The 17,447-nt window shown below is 68.0% G+C and carries 16 protein-coding genes; 10 read left to right on the top strand and 6 right to left on the bottom strand.

The genetic code is table 11. The features are described from left to right. Nucleotides 1-64: 64 nt before the first annotated feature. Both AB0P08_RS16380 and AB0P08_RS16385 read left to right on the top strand, forming a co-directional pair. The gene (locus AB0P08_RS16380; RefSeq protein WP_363590558.1) at nt 65-1,480 is read left to right on the top strand and encodes an O-antigen ligase family protein; all 1,416 of its coding nucleotides are present in this window, start codon (nt 65-67) and stop codon (nt 1,478-1,480) included. Next, nucleotides 1,477-2,772, top strand: coding sequence for an O-antigen ligase family protein (locus AB0P08_RS16385; RefSeq protein ID WP_259953211.1), 1,296 nt, complete (start codon nt 1,477-1,479; stop codon nt 2,770-2,772). Before AB0P08_RS16380 ends, AB0P08_RS16385 begins: the two co-directional genes overlap by 4 nt. Before the next feature lie 12 nt (nt 2,773-2,784). Here AB0P08_RS16385 and galE read toward each other — a convergent pair whose 3' ends face one another. Further along, complete coding sequence (gene galE, locus AB0P08_RS16390; protein WP_363590559.1) at nt 2,785-3,774, bottom strand: UDP-glucose 4-epimerase GalE; 990 nt, start codon at nt 3,772-3,774, stop codon at nt 2,785-2,787. Nucleotides 3,775-3,919: 145 nt separating this feature from the next. On the opposite strand from galE, the gene AB0P08_RS16395 reads away from it, so the two are divergent. Genes AB0P08_RS16395 through AB0P08_RS16405 form a run of 3 tightly spaced genes read left to right on the top strand, consistent with a single transcriptional unit; the run spans nt 3,920 to nt 7,384 of the window. Next, nucleotides 3,920-5,830, top strand: a complete 1,911-nt coding sequence (locus tag AB0P08_RS16395) for a glycosyltransferase (protein WP_363590560.1) — start codon at nt 3,920-3,922, stop codon at nt 5,828-5,830. Further along, a complete protein-coding gene (locus tag AB0P08_RS16400) occupies nt 5,827-6,789 on the top strand; it encodes a glycosyltransferase family 2 protein (protein WP_363590561.1) in 963 nt (320 codons plus the stop codon). Before AB0P08_RS16395 ends, AB0P08_RS16400 begins: the two co-directional genes overlap by 4 nt. A gap of 1 nt (nt 6,790) precedes the next feature. Beyond that, nucleotides 6,791-7,384 (top strand): hypothetical protein, encoded by a 594-nt coding sequence (locus AB0P08_RS16405; RefSeq protein WP_363590562.1) that lies wholly within the window; start codon nt 6,791-6,793, stop codon nt 7,382-7,384. Between the two features lie 22 nt (nt 7,385-7,406). Here AB0P08_RS16405 and AB0P08_RS16410 read toward each other — a convergent pair whose 3' ends face one another. The 5 genes from AB0P08_RS16410 to wecB are packed head-to-tail and all read right to left on the bottom strand — an operon-like array spanning nt 7,407 to nt 12,529. Further along, the gene (locus tag AB0P08_RS16410; RefSeq protein ID WP_363590563.1) at nt 7,407-8,141 is read right to left on the bottom strand and encodes an ABC transporter ATP-binding protein; all 735 of its coding nucleotides are present in this window, start codon (nt 8,139-8,141) and stop codon (nt 7,407-7,409) included. Then, nucleotides 8,141-8,959, bottom strand: coding sequence for an ABC transporter permease (locus AB0P08_RS16415; RefSeq protein WP_259953200.1), 819 nt, complete (start codon nt 8,957-8,959; stop codon nt 8,141-8,143). Before AB0P08_RS16415 ends, AB0P08_RS16410 begins: the two co-directional genes overlap by 1 nt. A 10-nt stretch (nt 8,960-8,969) precedes the next feature. Further along, complete coding sequence (glf, locus tag AB0P08_RS16420; protein ID WP_363590564.1) at nt 8,970-10,106, bottom strand: UDP-galactopyranose mutase; 1,137 nt, start codon at nt 10,104-10,106, stop codon at nt 8,970-8,972. Then, nucleotides 10,106-11,401, bottom strand: coding sequence for a nucleotide sugar dehydrogenase (locus AB0P08_RS16425; protein WP_363590565.1), 1,296 nt, complete (start codon nt 11,399-11,401; stop codon nt 10,106-10,108). The genes glf and AB0P08_RS16425 overlap by 1 nt, the downstream gene beginning before the upstream one ends. 54 nt (nt 11,402-11,455) lie before the next feature. Further along, entirely contained in the window at nt 11,456-12,529 is a 1,074-nt protein-coding gene (gene wecB / locus AB0P08_RS16430) for a non-hydrolyzing UDP-N-acetylglucosamine 2-epimerase (RefSeq protein WP_363590566.1), read from the bottom strand. A gap of 98 nt (nt 12,530-12,627) precedes the next feature. On the opposite strand from wecB, the gene AB0P08_RS16435 reads away from it, so the two are divergent. The 5 genes from AB0P08_RS16435 (at nt 12,628) to AB0P08_RS16455 (ending at nt 17,401) form a co-directional block, all read left to right on the top strand. Further along, nucleotides 12,628-13,962 (top strand): glycosyltransferase family protein, encoded by a 1,335-nt coding sequence (locus AB0P08_RS16435; RefSeq protein ID WP_363590595.1) that lies wholly within the window; start codon nt 12,628-12,630, stop codon nt 13,960-13,962. Further along, nucleotides 13,959-14,381 (top strand): hypothetical protein, encoded by a 423-nt coding sequence (locus AB0P08_RS16440; protein WP_363590567.1) that lies wholly within the window; start codon nt 13,959-13,961, stop codon nt 14,379-14,381. Before AB0P08_RS16435 ends, AB0P08_RS16440 begins: the two co-directional genes overlap by 4 nt. Before the next feature lie 67 nt (nt 14,382-14,448). Continuing rightward, complete coding sequence (locus AB0P08_RS16445; protein ID WP_363590568.1) at nt 14,449-15,636, top strand: acyltransferase family protein; 1,188 nt, start codon at nt 14,449-14,451, stop codon at nt 15,634-15,636. Continuing rightward, nucleotides 15,633-16,964, top strand: coding sequence for a glycosyltransferase family protein (locus tag AB0P08_RS16450; protein ID WP_363590569.1), 1,332 nt, complete (start codon nt 15,633-15,635; stop codon nt 16,962-16,964). Before AB0P08_RS16445 ends, AB0P08_RS16450 begins: the two co-directional genes overlap by 4 nt. Further along, a complete protein-coding gene (locus AB0P08_RS16455; RefSeq protein WP_363590570.1) occupies nt 16,961-17,401 on the top strand; it encodes a hypothetical protein in 441 nt (146 codons plus the stop codon). The genes AB0P08_RS16450 and AB0P08_RS16455 overlap by 4 nt, the downstream gene beginning before the upstream one ends. Nucleotides 17,402-17,447: the final 46 nt, after the last annotated feature.

A 17,447-nucleotide genomic window follows, 5' to 3' on the forward strand; every position in this document is an offset into this window, starting at 1 on the left:
CCAGCGTAGAGCCCGGTGCGACGGACAGGTCGGATCCGGGCACGTCGCGGTAGCCTGAGTCGCGATGGCCCAGTACACCAAGCACCCGGTGGCAGCCCTGCCCACCGCGCCCGAGCGCGAGTCCACGGGGCACCTCCTGCTGCGCGGATACGTCATCGCCGTCCTCTTCGTGGCGTTCGCGCACTCGGCGGTGTACAACCTGCTCGGCGAGATCGGCGCCGCGATCGTGCTCGCGCTCTTCAGCGCGGCCACCCTCGCGATCGGCGTCCCGATGCTCGCGAGGAACCGCCCGCAGCCCTTCCGCTGGCGCCGGCTCCCCTGGGCGGCCGTCGGCTACACCGCGCTCGCCCTCCTCTCCGTCGCCTGGTCCCAGTGGCGGGTTCCCACCGTCGCCACGGGCATGCTCCTGGCCGCCGTCACGGTGAACGGCCTGTTCATCGCGCACGTGCTCACCTGGCACGAGATCGTGCGCGCCCTGTCGTCCGCCTTCAAGTGGATCCTCGGGCTCTCCCTCGCACTCGAGCTGTGGGTGTCGTTGGTCCTGCACGGCCCTCTCCTGCCGAACTTCGCGGACATCCCCGCCGGGAAGATCGATCCCCAGTGGTACTGGGTCCGCGACAACCTGTTCGACGGGGGACGCATCCAGGGCATCCTCGGCAACGCGAATCTGCTCGGCATCGTCTCGCTGTTCGCGCTGATCACGTTCGGCGTGCTGTTCGCGGCGAAGGCCCGCTGGCGGACGACACTCGCGCTGTGGATGATCCTCGCGGCGTACTTCCTCTTCCGCACCGCGTCCGCGACCGCGCTCGCGTGCGCCGGTGCAGCCGCCGTGGTCCTCGTCGTCGCGCTGCTGATGCGCCGTGCAGCGTCGCCGACCGCCCGCACCCGGATCTACGTCGTCGCGATCGGGTCCACCGCCGTCCTCGCCCTCGCCCTGTGGCTGCTGCGCGAGCCCCTCCTCGGTCTCCTCGGCCGCAGCGCCGATCTCACCGGCCGCTCGAACAAGATCTGGTCGGCGGTCCTGGAACGCGTCGGGGAGCACCCGATCATCGGCAACGGCTTCTCCAGCCCGTGGGTCCCCACGGACCCTGCCTTCGACGGCTGGATCGTCGACCACGGGATCACCGTGTTCCACGCCCACAACATGTGGCTGGACGTGCTGCTGCAGCTCGGCGTCCTCGGACTCGTGCTGATGGCCGTGGCGTACGGCAGCCTGCTGTGGCGCTCCTGGTTCTTCGCCGTCGATCGCCCGCGGTGGGACCTCGATGCCCACCGCCCGTACTCCCCGCTGACCCTGCTGCCGAGCCTGTACACCGTCGTCCTCCTGGTGCAGGGCCTCACCGAGTCCACGCCGATCATGCTGTGGGGCTGGCTGCTCCTGGTGCTGCTGTCGTTCAAGCTCAAGTCGGTGCCGCTGGTGGGCGTCGGCGAGCGCGACCTCGTGTTCGAGCGCGGCACGGCGACGCGGCGGGTGCCGTGACGGTGCATCCGCTCGCCCGTCTCCTCGGCTCGGCCGAGATGGCCAGGGCCTTCACGCTCGCGGCACTGACCGCCGTGTTCGGCTCGTTCGCCATCGGACGGATGACGTCGCCGGTCACCCTCGCCACCGTCATCACCGCCCTGTGCCTCCTGGGAGCCGCGATCCTCTGGGTGCGCAGGGAGGAGCTGTCCCCGCTGCGCATCGCGCCCTCCTCCCTGCTGGCGTTCCTCGCGTGGGCGCTCGTGAGCCTGGTGTGGACGACCGACCGCTCCGACACCGTGCTGGGCTGGCTGTCGCTCTTCGGGTACGCGTTCCTGGCCATCACCATCGGGCACATCCGCGACACGCTCCAGACCGTCCGCGCACTCGGCGACACCCTGCGCGTGCTCCTCGGCGTCTCCCTCGGCGTGGAGATCCTCTCCGGGGTGCTCCTCGACCTCCCGTTCGCGTTCCTGGACATCCAGGGCAACCTCGCCGCCGGCGGTCCGGTCCAGGGGCTGTTCGGCAGCCGCAACATGCTCGGCTTCATCGCGGTGCTCGCCCTGATCACATTCGTCATCGAGTGGCGCACCCAGTCCGTCGACCCCCCGCTCGCCGTGGTCTCCGTCGCCCTGGCCGGCGGCCTGGCCTTCCTGTCGTCCTCACCGACGGTGCTCGTGCTGGCGGTCGCCGTGGGGATCGTGACCGTCGCGCTCACCATCGTCCGCCACACCGCTCCGGCGCGTCGGAACCTGGTGCAATGGGCGCTGGGCGTCCTGGTCGCGCTCGCCCTCACCGTCGCATTCGCGCTGCGTCACCAGATCATCGCGCTGCTCGACGCCGGCTCCGACTTCTCCATGCGGGCCGAGCTGTGGAACATGATCCTCGACTTCGTCGCCGTGAAGCCCATCACCGGGTGGGGATGGTTCGGCGACTGGGCTCGAGGCGAGTACCCCTTCACGTTCATCAACTTCCAGCTCGACGACCGGCACCAGAGCGCGCTGAACGCCTTCTTCGACGTGCTGCTGCAGCTCGGCGCGGCGGGGCTGGTGCTGTTCCTGCTGCTCGGCGGGATCGCGTTGATCCGGTCCTGGCTGGTCGCGAGCGTCCGCCGCTCGGTCGTCTACGCCTGGACCCCGATCACGCTCGTGACCCTCGCGGTGGACTCGATGTTCGAGAGCTTCACCCTCGTCGGCGCCGGGTGGTTCATGCTCGCGCTGTGCGCACTCCGCGCCGGTCAGTCCCGGTCGTGGCGGGAGAACATCGACGCGGCGCACACGGGGACCATTCCCACCCTGCGCCCGCAGGAGTGAGTTCGCCCCCGGTCAGCGGATGGTGGGGAGCTTCTCCGCCCAGGCGAGCGCGTCGCGCACGCCGTCGTCGACGGAGCGCTCCGCACGCCACCCCAGCACCTCGCGCGCCCGATCCACTATCGCGAAGGCTCCGGCCTGGTCCCCCGGTCGGCGATCGGTCGCGACCACGGGCAGCGGCGCCCCGGTCACGCGTTCGAAGGCCTGCACGAGTTCCCGCACCGTGACGCCGTCTCCGGTGCCGAGGTTGATCACCTGGTACGGCTGCTCCGGCGTCGCGACGTCGTCGAAACGGGTCACCGCCGCGACGTGTGCGAGCGCGAGATCCCAGACGTGGATGTAGTCCCGCAGGCCCGACCCATCGCGGGTGGCCCAGTCCGTGCCGGTGATCGTGAACGGCTCACCGGCCGCGCGTGCCTGCATGATCTTGCCGAGCGCGTGCGACGGCGTGGGGTTCTGCAGTCCGGTCCGGAGCTTCGGGTCGGCACCGATCGGGTTGAAGTAGCGGAGCGCGATGGCCCGGAAGTCCCCGGCGGCGGCGGCATCGGAGAGGATCTGCTCGACCATGGCCTTCGTGGTCGCGTAGGGGCTCGAGGGGGCGAGACGCCCGCTCTCGTCGACCCCGTCGCCCGTCTCCCCCGCGTAGATCGAGGCGGAGGAACTGAACACGACGCGCGGGATGCCCGCGTCGCGGAGGCGCCGGAGGAGCGTGATCGTCTTGCCGACGTTGCTGTCGTAGTAGCCGAGCGGATCGGCCACGGACTCCGGCACGACGATGCGCGCGGCGCAGTGCACGACCGCGTCGATGTCGGGGTGCTCCGTCAGCAGCCGGTCGAGGACGGCGGCGTCGGCGATGTCGCCGACGTAGAGGTGCCGCCCCTCCCCGAAGGCCGCGAGACCCGTGGACAGATCGTCGAGCACCACGACCTCGATCCCGGCCTCGATGCACGCCGTCGCCACGGTCGATCCGATGTAGCCGGCCCCGCCGGTGATCAGTACCTTCATCGCGGTCAGTCTAGCCAGCCGCGCCGAGCGCGGGGCTCGGCTCTCCGCAGATCCGAAGGCGACCACCGGTAGGCTACTCACTGCTCGTCGAGTCGCGCGCTGCCCTCCGGCAGCGGCCGCGGCACCAACAACGGAGAACCTCCCTGTGGCCCACGTCCTTCAGAACGTCGTCTTCCCGCTCGATCGCGACCCCGATCTGCTCCCGCTGTACGCGGATCCGGAAACGTGGTCGGTGATCGAGGAGGAACCGGTCCGGGTCTCCAGCCGCGCACACCTGGGCAATATCCTGGGCCGGCACCGCGCCCGCATCGTGGCCGGTCGGCGCGTCTCCCTCGGCACCTACTTCAACGCCTTCCCGGCGTCGTACTGGCAGCACTGGACGAGCGTCCGCGAGGTGCAGCTCACGGTCCGCACCACGGGACCGGCGACGATCCTCGTCTACCGCTCGAACGGCGGCGGGGTCCGCCAGCGCGTGGCCACTCGCGAGGTCACCGGCGAGGCGACGACCTCGTTCGACCTCGACCTCACCCAGTACAGCGACGGCGGCTGGATCTGGTTCGACATCGTCGCCGACGAGAAGCCCGCCGTGCTCGAGGGCGCGGAGTGGACCACCGAGCAGGAGCCCGCCCGCACCGGGAAGGCCTCGCTCGGCATCACGACCTACAACAAGCCCGACTACTGCGTGGAGACCCTGAGGGCGCTCGCCTCCTCCCCCGATGCGCTGGAGTTCGTCGACCGCATCTTCCTCGTCGACCAGGGCACGCAGCTCGTCGCGGACCAGGACGGCTACGCCGAGGTCGCCGAGCGTCTGGGCGAGACGCTGCAGGTCATCCGCCAGGGCAACCTCGGCGGATCGGGCGGCTTCGCCCGAGCGATGCACGAGTCCCTGCAGCGCCCGGAGAGCGACTTCGTGCAGTTGCTGGACGACGACGTCCGCATCGAGCCGGAGTCCCTGCGGCGCTCCATCGTCTTCGGTCAGTTCGCGACGACGCCCGTGCTCGTCGGCGGACACATGTTCGACCTCCTCGACCGCCCGAAGCTGCACGGCTGGGCGGAGGTCGTCGACGAGGGGCCCTTCATGTGGCGCAACCTCTACCAGGAGAAGATGCCGCACGACTTCGGCGTCGCCAACCTGCGCCAGTCGCCGCTGCTGCACATGCGGATGGACGCCGACTACAACGGCTGGTGGATGTGCCTCATCCCGCTCGACGCGGTGCGCAAGGTCGGGTTGTCCCTTCCCGCCTTCATCAAGTGGGACGACGCCGAGTTCTGCCTACGCGCCGGCGAGGCGGGCTTCCCGACCGTGTCGATGCCCGGCGTCGCGCTCTGGCACGTCTCCTGGGTAAACAAGGACGACTCGATCGACTGGCAGGCGTACTTCCACGCCCGCAACCGGATCGTCGCCGGGCTCCTGCACTCCGGGGCCCCCCGAGGCGGCCGCCTCATCGTGCACAGCCGCCGTGTGGATCTGAAGCACCTCATGATGATGCAGTACTACCCGGTGGCGCTGCGCAATCGCGCCCTGCGCGACGTGCTCTCCGGACCTGACCACATGCGCCGCAACCTGGCGACGGCGATGCCGGCCGCACGCGCCCTTGCCGGCGAGTACCCGGAGACGGTGATCCATCGCGACCCTGCCCGGGTGCTGCATTCCCGCCACGGCCGCCAGGTCTACAAGCGGCTGCCGAAGAACGAGTTCGACAGCCCGACCGGCTTGCGACTGCGGATCTTCACGCTGAAGACGCTGCTCTCGCACTGGGTGCACCGCCCTGACCCCGCGAACATCGCTCAGCCGGAGGTGGAGTTCGGCAAGGGCGACGCGCACTGGTGGCGCCTCCCGCTGTATGACAGCGCTCTCGTGAGCGCCGCCGACGGCTCCGGGAAGAACATCTACACACGCGACCGCGCCAAGTACCGCCGCATGCTGCGCGAATCCGTGCGCCTGCACGCCGAACTGCGGCGACGGTGGCCGGAACTCCAGCGCCAGTACCGTGATGCCCTGCCGGACCTGGTCTCCGCCGAATCCTGGCAGCAGGTCTTCGAGGAGAAGGCATGACCACCGACGCCCCTGCCTTCGATCCCGCCTCCGCCGCGATCGTCATCGTCACGTACAACCGCTCGCACCTGCTGACCGGCCTGCTCACCAGCATCACCGCGATGGACCCGAAGCCGGGTCACGTGATCGTGATCGACAACGCCTCCTCGGACGATACGACCGACGTCGTCGAGTCCTTCCGAGAGGACATCGGCACCGAGCTCGTCTATCGCCGTCTCGAGGTCAACACGGGGGGCTCCGGGGGTTTCAGCGAGGGCATGCGCACGGCGTACGACCTCGGCGCCCAGTGGATCTGGATGATGGATGACGACGTCGAGGTGCTCCCGGACGGCCTCGCCCGGATGGGCGCCTGGGCACCGCGCTTCAAGAGCATCCAGGGACGGCGCTACGACTACGACGGCAGCGAGTTCTACTGGCAGTACCGCATCGCGGAGCGCATGGGCATCCCCATCCCCTTCGCCCCGGCGGGCTTCGATTCCTCCGGCTACAAGGAGATGAACAGCGGCTGCTTCGAGGGGATGTTCATCCACCGCTCGATCGTGAAGCAGATCGGTCTCCCCGACCCCCGCTTCTTCATCTACTGGGACGACCAGATGTACGGGTGGCTGGCCTCGCGCCTGACCACCGCGGTCATCGTCGACGAGTTCGTGCTGCGCCGCACGCGCGAGATCCGCCAGTGGGACATGGGCATCCGGCACATGAACGCCTCGAGCAACGCCTACCGCTACTACATCATGCGCAACCGTGCCTTCATCAAGCAGTACTACCGCGTGCACGGCGTCTACAACCCCGTGCTGTTCGGTCTCGGGACGACCGCGACGTTCTTCAAGGAGCTGATCCGGCTCGTCTTCGTGGAGCGCACGGTCCGAGGCACGAGCAACCTGTTCCGCGGGCTCAGGGACGGCGGCCGCATCGGCCGCGATCGCACCTGGGAGCCGATGGGCCCCCTGGAGGCCTGACGTGGACGAGCCGCAACCCGAAGTACGGTGGGCCCCGCTTCCCCCCGCGCCGAAGCGCACCGGTCGGGTGTGGCTGATCGTCGGGCTGAGCGTCGCGGCGCTCGCGATCGTCGGACTGCTGCTGTTCTTCCTGCTGCCTCGCGACGGTGCCCCTGAGCCCGTCGAGAGCGCGAGTGCGTCTCCGACGACTACCCCGTCGGAGACCCCCACTCCCGCACCCACTCCCACCGGATCCGCGACCCCGGAGCCGACTCCGATCACGACCGCACCCCCGGTCGGCGACCCGACGGTCGAGGTCTTCCGCGACAAGGTGTCCGGGTGGCTGAACTCCGCTGACCGGGGACTCGACATCATCGCCGGAGCGAGCGGCCAGGACGCGCTTCCTGTCGTGGATTCGCTCCAGCAGGACGCGCAGCGCCTGGGCGACGCACTGCCGCCGTCGTCCATCCAGGACTCCTGGCGCTCCGGCGTCGAGGCCTACGCCCAGCGCCTCGTGGCGCTGCGAGCGGCGATCGAGAGCGCCTCCGGAGTGTCAGGGGCGATCGACGATGCACGCTCCGCCGCGGCGGACCTGCGCGACCTCGTCGGCCTCTGAGGTTCCGCGTCGGCGCGTCGTCTCAGACGGAGTAGTCCGCGTTGTAGCGGTCCAGGACGTCTTTGATCGGGGCGTCCAGGGCGAGCGTGCCGCGGTCCAGGTACAGTCCCCTCGTGCAGAACCGGCGCAGGTCGCGCTCGTTGTGACTGACGAAGAACAGCGTGCGGCCGTCCGAGAGCAGCTCGTCGATGCGCTTGTAGCACTTCTCCCTGAAGGCCTTGTCGCCGACCGCGAGCACCTCGTCGACGAGCAGGATGGGTTCGTCGAGCTGGGAGACGACGGAGAACGCCAGACGCACCTTCATGCCGTTCGAGAGGTGCTTGTAGGGCGTCTCCTCGAATCCGGCGAGCTCGGCGAAGGCGATGATGTCGTCGTACCGACGGGCGACCTCGTCCTTCGACATGCCGTGCAGTCCGGCGGTCAGGCGGACGTTCTCCCGGACCGTGAGGTCGCCGACGAATCCGCCGGTGATCTCGATGAGCGGGGCGACGCCGCCGTTCACGCTCACCGTGCCCTCATCGGGCAGGAGGACGCCGGCCACGAGGCGGAGCAGCGTCGACTTCCCCTGCCCGTTCCGACCGACGACGCCGATGGACTCGCCCGGCTGCACGGTGAAGGAGACGTCGCGCAGCGCCCAGAACTCCCCGGGACGCGAGCGCCGGGACGCCCCCGCGAAGAGGTCCTTGAAGTTCCGCTGCCCGCGCCTGTTGCGGCGGAAGCGGACGCCGAGGTCCTGCACGTCGATCGCGGCGTCCATCACAGCTCCTTCAGGACGGGGCGCTCGAGACGCCGGAACGCCCAGACGCCGAGCGCGAGGATGAGCAGGCACATCACGGCGCTGACGGTGAGCGTGAACGGGTTCCACTGATCGGGGAAGAACGGCATGCGGTACAGCATGAAGATCCCCGCGAGCGGATTGAAAGCGCCGAGGGTCTGGAAGATGCCGGGCAGGTCCGTGACGTTGTAGATGATCGGTGTCGCGTAGAACATCGCCCGCAGGATGAGGGCGGTGGTGCGCTCGAGGTCGGTGTAGAGCACGCACAGCGGAGCGACGAGCAGGCCGAGCCCGACGAGCAGCACGGTCTGCATGAGGATGGCCACCGGCACCCACAGCACGCCCCAGCCGATCTGCACGACCTGGTCGGCGTGGCTCTCGAACAGGAGGTTGATGACGATGAACAGCACCAGCACCGGCAGCGAGAACAGGAACTCCATGCCCTTGCTGAGGACGATGCGGTTCACCCAGATGGAACGGGGGATCGACGTCGAGCGGACGAGGCGGGCGTCCTTCTTGAACGCCCGGGTGAAGTCCGACACCGAGCTGTTGAACCACACCCACGGCAGCAGCGCACTGATGAGGAAGATGATGTACGGCTGCTCGCCGACGTCGCGGCTGAACACCTGCGTGAACACGAACCAGTAGATCGCGCTCATCACCAGCGGGTCGAGAACCGACCACACGTAACCGAGGAAGCTGGTCGCATAGCGGACCTTGAGGTCGCGCGCGGACAGCAGCCACAGCGAATGCAGATAGCGCCGGGGCGTCCCGGGCGCCCCGACAGCAGCGTGACTCACGATTCCGAGTCTAGGAGAGAGTGTTGTTCCAGAGCGACAGCGCCGACCCGATGGCCATATGCATGTCGAGGTACTGGTACGTGCCGAGGCGACCGCCGAAGTGGACGTCCTTCTCCCCCTTCGCGAGCTCGCGGTACGCCAGCAGGCCCTCGCGGTCGGCCGGGGTGTTCACCGGGTAGTACGGCTCGTCGGCGCGCTCGGCGAACCGGGAGAACTCCCGCATGATCACGGTCTTCTCGGACTCGTAGACGTCTTTGCGCTCCGGGTGGAAGTGCTTGAACTCGTGGATGCGCGTGTACGGCACGTCCATGTCCGGATAGTTCATGACGCTGGTGCCCTGGAAGTCGCGGACGTCCAGCACCTCCTGCTCGAAGTCGAGCGTGCGCCAGCTCAGCGCCCCCTCGGCGTAGTCGAAGTAGCGGTCGACGGGACCGGTGTAGACCACCGGCACCTGACCGACGGTCGCCTTCTTGTTCAGCGGCTGGGACTCGTCGAAGTAGTCGACATCCAGCTTCACCTCGATGCGGGGGTGGTCGGCCATCCGCTCGAGCCACGCCGTGTAGCCGTCCGTGGGCAGGCCCTCCCACGTGTCGTTGAAGTACCGGTTGTCGTAGGTGTAGCGCACCGGGAGCCGGCTGATGATGTCGCCGGAGAGCTTCTGCGGGTCCGTCTGCCACTGCTTCGCGGTGTAGTCGCGGAAGAATGCCTCGAACAGCGGGCGGCCGACGAGGGCGATGCCCTTCTCCTCGAAGTTCGCCGCGGACCTCGCATCGAACTCGCCCGCCTGCTCCTTGACGAGAGCGCGAGCCTGGTCCGGCGTGTACGCGGCCTGGAAGAACTGGTTGATCGTCCCCAGGTTCACCGGCATCGGGAAGACGACGCCCTTGTGGGTCGTGTAGACGCGGTGCACGTAGTTCGTGAACGACGTGAAGCGGTTGACGTACTCCCACACCGTCGCGTTCGACGTGTGGAACAGGTGCGCACCGTAGCGATGCACCTCGATCCCGGTCTCGGGCTCCGCCTCGCTGTAGGCGTTGCCGCCGATGTGCGAGCGGCGATCGATGACGGTCACCTTGCGGCCCGCTTCCGCGGCGCGCTCGGCGATGGTGAGGCCGAAGAAACCCGACCCGACGACGAGAAGATCCATCAGGCTGCCGTCCCCACCACGAGGCGCGGTGTTCCGGACCACAGCGTGGCGTCCGTGGCGGCGCGACCGTCCACGAGCAGCTTCACTCCCGGCAGCTGAGCCGGGCTGAGCTCCCGATAGTCGGCGTGGTCCGTCTGGAGGATGGCGAGGTCGACCGGTCCCCCGAGATCGTACGGCTCGAACCCGAGTCGACGCAGTTCCTCGTCGGTGTACAGCGGGTCGTGCACGACGACCTCGGCTCCGCGAGCGCGCAGCGCGTCGACCGTCGGGAACACGCCGGAGAACGCCGTCTCCTTGACGCCGCCGCGATAGGCGGCCCCGAGCACGACGGCGCGAAGACCGCTCAGATCGCCGAGGATGCCTTCCGCCTGCGCCACCAGGCGCTCCGGCATGGAGGCGTTGAGCTGGCGCGCGACGCGCACGATGTCGGCGTCCGGGTCGGTGGACAGGTACAGGCGGGGGTACACCGGGATGCAGTGTCCGCCGACGGCGATGCCGGGGCGGTGGATGTGGCTGTACGGCTGCGAGTTGCAGGCCTCGATCACCTTGTAGACGTCGATACCGTGCGCAGCGGCGAACAGGCCGAACTGGTTCGCGAGACCGATGTTCACGTCACGATAGGTGGTCTCGGCGAGCTTGGCCATCTCCGAGGCCTCCGTGGTGCCGAGGTCCCACACGCCGTTCGGGCGAGGAAGATCGGGGCGCTCGTCGAACTGCAGCACGGCCTCGTAGAACTCGCGAGCGCGACGGTTACCCTCCTCGGAGAGCGCGCCGATGAGCTTCGGGTACTTGCGAAGGTCTTCGAAGACCCGGCCGGTGAGCACGCGCTCCGGCGAGTAGGCCAGGTAGAAGTCCTCGCCCTCGGTGAGGCCGGACCCCTCCTCCAGCATCGGCTTCCAGCGGTTGCGCGTCGTCCCCACCGGAAGCGTCGTCTCGTACGACACGAGCGTGCCAGGGGTCAGGTGCTCGGCGAGCGAGCGGGTCGCCGCATCCATGTACTTGAAATCGGGCTCCCAGGTCTCGTCGTCGACGAAGACCGGGGCGACGAGGACGACGGCGTCAGCACCGGGGATCGCGTCGGCGTAGTCCGTGGTCGCACGGAGGCGTCCGGACGGGATGAGCTCGGCGAGCCTCTCCTGCAGGTGCGCCTCTCCGGGGAACGGCTCCTGCCCCGCGTTGATGGTGTCGACCGCCTTCTGGTTCACATCGACGCCGATCACGTCGTGACCCGAGGAGGCGAACTGGACGGCGAGAGGGAGCCCGATCTTTCCGAGGGCCACGACGGCGATACGCATGAGGTCTAGTTTACGGGGCGCAGCGTGGGTGGCCTCCCAGCGACGAGTTCCTCGTCAGATATCGGCACCGTGCGTCTGCAGAGCCTCGATGACGCGTGTGGCCGCGTGGCCGTCGCCGTATGGCGCCGCTGCGGTCTCGATCGGACGAGGACGGGTCACGCCAGCTGCGATCTCCTCCGCCGTGTTCGCGAGCACGTTCCAGCCGAGCTCGACCGTTTCCACCCATTCGGTCTCCGTACGCACCGTCGTGCAGGGCACGCCGAGGAGGAAAGCCTCCTTCTGGAGCCCTCCGGAATCGGTCACCACGCCCGCGCTAGACAGTGCAGCGGCGATGAGATCCGGGTACGCGAGCGGCGCGTGCGCGATCAGGGAACCCTGCGTGAGCGCGACCCCGTGCGCAGCCGCCTTGGCGACGACGCGTGGATGGGCAAGGAGGATGACGGGCTTGTCGAGCCCGGCCAGCCCTGCTGCGACTTCTGCCAGGCGTGCCGGGTCATCGGTGTTCTCGGCACGATGGATGGTCGCCACATAGTATCCGCCCCGCGCCAGCCCGAGTTCGTCGCGCAGCGCCGAGCCCTCGTCCGCCACCTGGTCCCGCACTTCGAACAGGACATCGGTCATGACATCGCCGACCAGGACGGTGCGCGCCGCGAGGCCCTCGTCACGCAGATGATCGACGGCCACCTGCGTCGGGGCAAGCAGAAGATCAGCGGCGTGGTCCGTCATCACACGGTTGTGCTCCTCGGGCATCCGACGGTTGAAGCTGCGCAGACCGGCTTCGAGATGCGCGACCGGGATGTGCATTTTCACGGCACTCAGGGCTGCCGCGACAGTGGAGTTCGTGTCCCCGTATACCAGGACCCACGCCGGACGGTGCTCGTCGAACACGGCGTCGAGCGCGGCGAGCATCGCCCCCGTCTGCACGCCATGTGAGCCGCTCCCCACCCCGAGGTGCACATCCGGTGCGCCGATGCCCAGGTCGTCGAAGAACACATCCGACAGCATCGGGTCGTAGTGCTGACCGGTGTGCACAATCACATGCTCCACTCCGGCGGCGAGCGCCGCCTTGTGGATGGGAGCGAGCTTCACGAACTGCGGGCGGGCGCCGACGACGCTGACGATCTTCACGAAAGACGAGTGTACGGGCTGCCCCATACAGATCTCCGCCTGTCGCGCCCCGCTACGATGGAGCGGGTGTGGATAAGAGGTGACATCGCGTGGTGAACATGGCGTCGACGGGAGCCACGCAACCGCCCCATCTGTTGTATGTCGCGTGGGGCTTTCCCCCGTGCCGAGGCAGCGGGGTATACCGGGCCTGGGCGACGGCGAATGCCTTCGCCGAGCAGGGATGGAAGGTCACCGTTCTGACCGTTCCCCGAGAGACGTTCACCCTCTCCACGGGCGTGGACGAATCACTCGAACGAACCGTCGACCCGCGTATCGAGATCGTACGGGTCCCGTTCCAGGCGGCGGCCTTCGAAAACGACCTTCGCCAATGGTCGCGGATGCGAGCGTCATCGCCGGAGCTGTGGAACACACTCAACGCACGACGAGAGCAGCGATCGTTCCCCGAGCGCACGTACGGGCCGTGGAAGCCCGCTCTCGAGAACGCAGCGCTCGCGGTCCACGCCCGCACCCCCGTCGACATCGTGCTCGGCTCGGGCAACCCGCACGTTGACTTCATACCCGGGCACGTGTTGCACGCACAGCACGGCGTTCCCTACGTCATGGACTACCGCGATGCGTGGCAGTTGGATGTGTTCAGTGGCGCACGCACCCACCGCGCATCCAGTCCCGTAGCCCGATGGGAGCGGAAACTCATCGAGAACGCACACTCGGTCTGGTTCGTCAATGAGGCCATCCTCCGGTGGCACGCCGGCCTCTACCCCGAGGCCGCTGAGCGCTTCCGCGTCGTCGCGAACGGATACGATGCCGCTCCCGAGACGGAGCCGCGCCACAAGGGCGAAGCTCCGCTGACCTTCGGGTATGTGGGAACCCTCACTCGGGCGGTTCCGATCGCACAACTGGTGGAAGGCTGGCGCCTCGCCCGTGAACGGTCGGCCACCGCGGCCTCCGCCACGATGGAGATCTGGGGTCACCTCGACCATTCCGGAACTCCGAACGAGACCATCTCCCGCCAACTCGCCGGGTTCCCGGAACTGGGCATCAGTTATCGCGGCCCGGTCCCGAAGAAGGAGATCGGCGCTGTCTATGCGCGCTTCGATGCGCTGCTGCTTGCCCTGGGCACCGGAAAATACGTGACGAGCGGGAAGGTCTTCGAGTATGCAGCCACCGGGTTGCCGATCGTGTCGGTTCACGATCCTGGCAACGCCGCGAGCGACGTCCTTCGGGGATACCCTGCGTGGCACCCCGTGACGGCGCTCACCCCAGAAGCGATTGCGGAGGCGCTGGTCCAAGCAGCCGATGCCGCCTCGAATCAGCAGCCTCGCGATCAGGACACCGCCAGGCGATGGGCACAGCGGTTCCAACGCCGCAAGCAGCTCGACCCCCGGATCGCCGAGCTTCAGGAAGTCGTCGAGATGCAGAGGGCGAGGTCATGAAGACGGTGCTCCTCGCCCCCTCCGGCGTCGTCGCCTCCTCGCTCGGGCAACTCGCGTTGCCCCGCACCACGGACGACCTGTTCGCCGTCGCCGCGGAGTCGGTGGATGCGCCGATCGATGCGGTGACTCTTCGCCTTCGCGGCGCCGAACTCATCCGACGTGTCGAGGGAACTCTGGGCGGGTCGCCAGCGGGAAGGATGCTCGTACGATTGAGTCCGCTCGACCGTGGCCGACGTTTCGCGGCCGCTGTTCGCGGTGATGCCGAGGCGCGGCGCCGCATCGCCGAGGCCGATCTCATCGTCGTGCTCGAGCGCGATGGGCTGCTTGCCGGTTGGAAGGCCGCGCACCGCTGGGCCGCACCTCACGCCTCAGTCGTCTACGGTCTGGCCGCTGCCCGAGCGGCGGCCTCGGGCGGTTGAGAACCGCGCGAGCAACGACCATCGGCCAGCCCTCACGTCCCACTCCACCGATCTAGGATTGTTGCCCATGACTGCGGACCACGCCGCCGGAGCGCGAACCCCCCGTTTGGACTCGTTGACGAGCCTTCGATGGTGGGCGGCACTCGCGGTGTTCTTTTTCCATGTTCGCAACATCGTCCCGCTTCCGGACCCCGTCGCCGAGGTCGCTCGTTACGGATACCTCGGCGTCACGTTCTTCTTCGTCCTCTCGGGTTTCGTCCTGACCTGGTCCTGGCGCCCCAGCGTCGGCATCGGCACCTTCTACTGGCGCAGATTCGCCCGTATCTGGCCGCTGCACGTCGTCGCTCTCCTCATCGCGATCCCCGTCTTCTACAGCTTTTCTCCCGACCCCGATCAGGCATGGGTGAAGCCGTACAGCGTCATCGTCCTCATCCTGAGCCTGCTCCTCCTCCAGGGGTGGTCGCGTGACCCCGTCGTGCTCTTCGGTGGCAACCCCGCAGCGTGGACACTCACCGCCGAGATGTTCTTCTACGCCCTTCACCCCTTCATCACGAAGGCGCTCCGTCTCCTCAGCGGACGAGCCGCGCTCTGGGCGGCGATCACGATCCTGGCGCTGAGCGTCCTCGCGCGCGTGGCGATCCTCGCGGATCCGACCGGCTGGCTCGCCATGCTGCCGTGGCCGGTACTTCGTCTGAACGAGTTCGTCATAGGGATGTGCCTCGCTTGGTCCTTCCGCCAGGGCTGGCGTCCGCGTCTCCCCATCTGGCTGCCGGTCGTACTCATGGCGGCCTACCTGTCGAGCGTGAGCCTGCTCGAGAGCCGACCGGAGTATGCCGTGGTCTACGGGGTGTTGGTCGGCCACGTCAGCGAGATCATGACCGCGCTGTTCGCCCTGCTGATCTGTGCATGCGCCGTCTCCGATCTGGAAGGGCGGACGCGCATCGGGCGCTCTCGTGTCCTCGTCGCTCTCGGCGAATGGTCTTACGCCTTCTATCTCGTCCACGCCACGCTGATCTACGCGCTCCGGGAGCAGATCGGCCTGCAGTATGGCAAGACGGGAGCCGTGTGGATCCTGGTGCTGCTGTGCTCCTCCATAGCCCTCGCCTGGCTTCTGCATGTGACGGTCGAGCGTCCCCTGGAACGCCGTCTTCGGGCTTGGCAGAACGGGCTCGTGCAACGCCGCGAGAATCGACGGAAAACCCAGAGGGACGATACGACCTCGGAGGACCTGCGGATCGAAAGCGGCGGCTCATGAACTCATCCGGGCGACCCGCTCCGCACCTTCTCTACACGGCCTGGGGGTACCCGCCGTCGCGGGGAAGTGGCGTCTACCGAGCGTGGGCCACAGCGAACGCGTTCGCTCAAGCCGGATGGCGGGTCACTGTCCTCACCGTTCCCCGCGAGACTTTCGAGATCTCAACCGGCACCGATCTGACGCTCGAGGCCCAGATCGACCCGAGCATCAAGATCGTGCGGATCCCGTTTCCATCCGCGGCCTTCGACACCGACATCGGCCGGTGGGGGGCGTTCCATGCGCATGCCCCGGAACTGTGGAAGGCGCTCAGATCGCGAGCGGAGCAGCGTTCTTTTCCCGAGCGGACGTACGGCGGCTGGCGCAAACTTCTTGAAGCTGCTGCCCGACGACTTCACGCGGAGGATCCGTTCGACCTCGCGATCGGCACAGCGAACCCCAACGTGGACTTCGTTCCAGGCTATGTTCTCTCGACCGAGTTCGGCGTTCCGGCCGTGATGGACCATCGCGATGCGTGGTCGGTCGACATCTACTCCGGGCGACGGGTGCTCCCGCCCAACAGTCGCGCCGGACGGTGGGAAAGGCGGTTCATCGACGGCGCCTCGGAGGTCTGGTTCGTCAACATTCCGATCCGGGACTGGTATGCCGAGCAGTATCCCGAGTTCTCCGACCGCTTCCTGGTCGTGGAGAACGGGTACGACAACCCGCTGACCTTCCCTCCTCGCGATCACCGGGATGACGGGTTGGTCTTCGGCTACATCGGAACAATCTCCGGAGCGATCCCGCTGCTGGAGCTCGTAGACGGCTGGGCCCTTGCTCGGGAACGGAGCCCGCTCATGCGCGGCGCACGAATGGACCTCTACGGGTACCTCGACCACTTCGGCGTCCCTGGAGCGAACATGGTGCAGGCGATGGGGCGTTTCGCGGAGAACGACATCAGGTATCTCGGGCCTGTGGGACGAGCCGACATCGCCGCCACGTACGCGACGTTCGACGCCCTCGTCCTGACGTTCGGCGCCGGGCGCTTCATCACCGGCGGCAAGGTCTACGAGTACGCCTCCACCGGATTGCCGATCGTCTCCGTGCACGACCCGGAGAACGAGACGTCCCGCACGCTCGCCGACTACCCCGGTTGGTACGGTTCCGCAGGGATGACCGCCGACGCGATCGCCGACGCGTTCGTCGCGACGGCTGAACACGCGGCGACACAAAGCGACGACGACCGGATGACGGCGCGCACGTACTCCCAACGGTACTCCCGCGCCGCGCAGCTTGCGCCTCGCATCGAGGCCTGGACGAAGCGCATCGATGCTGATGGGGACGGCCGATGAACATCATGCTGCTCTCCCCCAGCGGCTCTTTCGCCTCGGCCCTGGAATCCCTTCCGCTGGACGGAGAACGCGACCATGTCGCGCTCGTCACCGCCACCGCGAGCGACTCCGAAGCGGCGACAACGCTCATCCGTCTCGGAGCGGCGGCGCTCCCCGCACGTAGCCGGCTCGCCCGAGCGCTGGAGAGATCCGTCATCGGCCGCAACATCAAGCGGTTGAGTCCCCTCGACGGGGGCTGGCGTTTCGCGTCCGCCGCTCGTCGGAGCACCGAGCTGCGTCGCGCGGCGGCAGAGGCAGACCTTATCATCGCGCTGGAAAGGGACAGCGCGCTTGCCGCTTGGCAAGTCCTGCACCGATGGGCCCGGCCCGGTGCGCGGGGCCTCTCCGGACTCGCCTCAGGCCGCGCCCTGCTCACGTCGCGTCGCGGCGCTCGCTGACAGCCCGCGGCGTGCCCGGGCCTGATCCAGAAGCCATGCCGGTCGC

It is taken from the genome of Microbacterium meiriae (assembly GCF_040686935.1).
Taxonomy (GTDB): domain Bacteria; phylum Actinomycetota; class Actinomycetes; order Actinomycetales; family Microbacteriaceae; genus Microbacterium; species Microbacterium meiriae.